We start from the raw sequence: 1,847 nt of genomic DNA, 5'->3' as shown, positions 1-1,847 counted from the left end.
GGTTCATGCCCCAGTTCTGCACTCGGCGTGGAACTCGCCTGCGCTTCATCCGCCAAATAGAACTTGTACACCTGAGTCTGTGGAATGACGAACCCTTCCTGCAACGCTTTCCACAGCGCCGTCGCCACCTCCACCCCAGACTGTTGAGAGACGATCGCCAACGTTGCCAAATCAAACTGGTTGCCAACACACGCCGCCAGCTTCAGCACAGACTGAGTCGCATGGGGCAATTTCTGCAACTGCATCGCCATCAACTCCACCACATCCTCGGTGAGCGCCGCTGCTTGCACCCGAGCAATATCACACTGCCAGTACCCCGCTTGCGAGTCGAACGTAATCCACTCATCCTGATGCAGCGCCTTGAGGAACTGCGTCGCAAAAAACGGGTTCCCCTGCGTCTTCTGCATCACCAACGCGCTCAACGGTTGTGCCACCGCTGCCGTACAGTGGAGCACATCAGCAACCAGTTGGTTGACACTCTGCGAGTGCAACGGTTGCAGCGTAATGGTATCGAGCGTCGCTCCCGCTTTGCGAATCGCATCAAGCATCAACCGCAGCGGATGGGCAGCAAACACTTCATTATCTCGATAGGCTCCAATCAGCAACAGATGCCCGGAGTCTGCATCGGCCATCAACAGTTGCATCAAGTGGAGTGAAGCCGAATCGGCCCACTGCAGATCGTCGAGAAACACCACTAAGGGATGGGCTGGTGTGGTAAAGACGCCAATGAACTTCTGGAATAGTAAGTTGAAGCGATGCTGTGCCGCCGTTCCAGACAACACAGGCGCTGGCGGTTGTTCGCCAATGATCCGTTTTAGTTCAGGAATCACCTCAACAATCACCTGAGCATTCTCTCCGAGCGCGGCGAGAATCTGGGTTGTCCAGGTGTGCAGTTGTGTATCCGACTCGGACAACAACTGTCTCATCAAATCGCGCAGGGCTTGCACAAAGGCCGAAAAGGGACTGTTGCGATTGAACTGGTCGAACTTGCCTTTGATGAAGTAGCCACGCTGCCGCACAATCGGCTTGTGCACTTCGTGGATGAGTGCTGTTTTGCCGATGCCAGAGAACCCGGCCACCAGCATGACTTCGGAGCGGCCTGTGGCTACCCGCTCGAATGCGTTCAACAACCTGGCGACATCAGCTTCTCGACCGTATAGTTTTTCGGGAATCAGGAAGCGATGGCAGACATCGCGTTGGGCGATCGCAAAGGGTGCAATGGTTGCGGTTTGCTGCAATTGGTGCAGGCAGGTCTGCAAATCATGCTGCACGCCCCGGGCACTTTGGTAGCGGTCTTCGGCATTCTTAGCCAGCAGTTTGCCAACGATATCGCCCAGCACTGGGGGCAGATGGGGTGCCAGATGAGCCAGTTGGGGAGGCTGTTTGGCCAGATGACAATGCACCAGTTCCATCGGGTCGGATGATTGGAAGGGTAGCTCTCCTGTGAGCAGTTCAAACAGCGTTACTCCGAGGGCATAGAAGTCGGCGCGATAATCGAGTGCCCGATTCATCCGTCCGGTTTGTTCGGGTGCCAGATAGGCCAGGGTGCCTTCTAGGCGGTTGGGGTTTTTGATTTCTGCGGTTTCTTTGGGCAACAGCGAGGCGATGCTGAAGTCGATGAGTGTGACTTGCTGGGTGTCGGGATGAATCAGGATGTTGGCTGGCTTGATGTCTTTATGGATGATGTGTGCCTGGTGCAGCCCATGCAGGATGTCGCTCAGTTGGATGGCGATCGCCAGGATGTCGTGTAAGCCGAGCGGATGGGTTTGGAGGTAGTGGTTCAGGGAAACCCCTCCGGTGTCTTCCATCACCAGGGCATAACTGTGACCACAGACCTCCAGGCTGTG

At 55.8% G+C, this 1,847-nt stretch carries 1 protein-coding gene; it reads right to left on the bottom strand.

Going from position 1 to position 1,847, the window contains the following annotated elements:
* Positions 1-1,847 (bottom strand): AAA family ATPase (locus IQ268_RS31905; protein WP_193887493.1); only part of this gene is annotated, 1,847 nt, incomplete at both ends.

The organism is Oculatella sp. LEGE 06141 (assembly GCF_015207605.1).
Classification (GTDB): Bacteria; Cyanobacteriota; Cyanobacteriia; order Elainellales; family Elainellaceae; genus Oculatella.
Note: the sequence above shows the minus strand (reverse complement) of the source record. Positions and strands in the feature narration are given on the sequence as shown.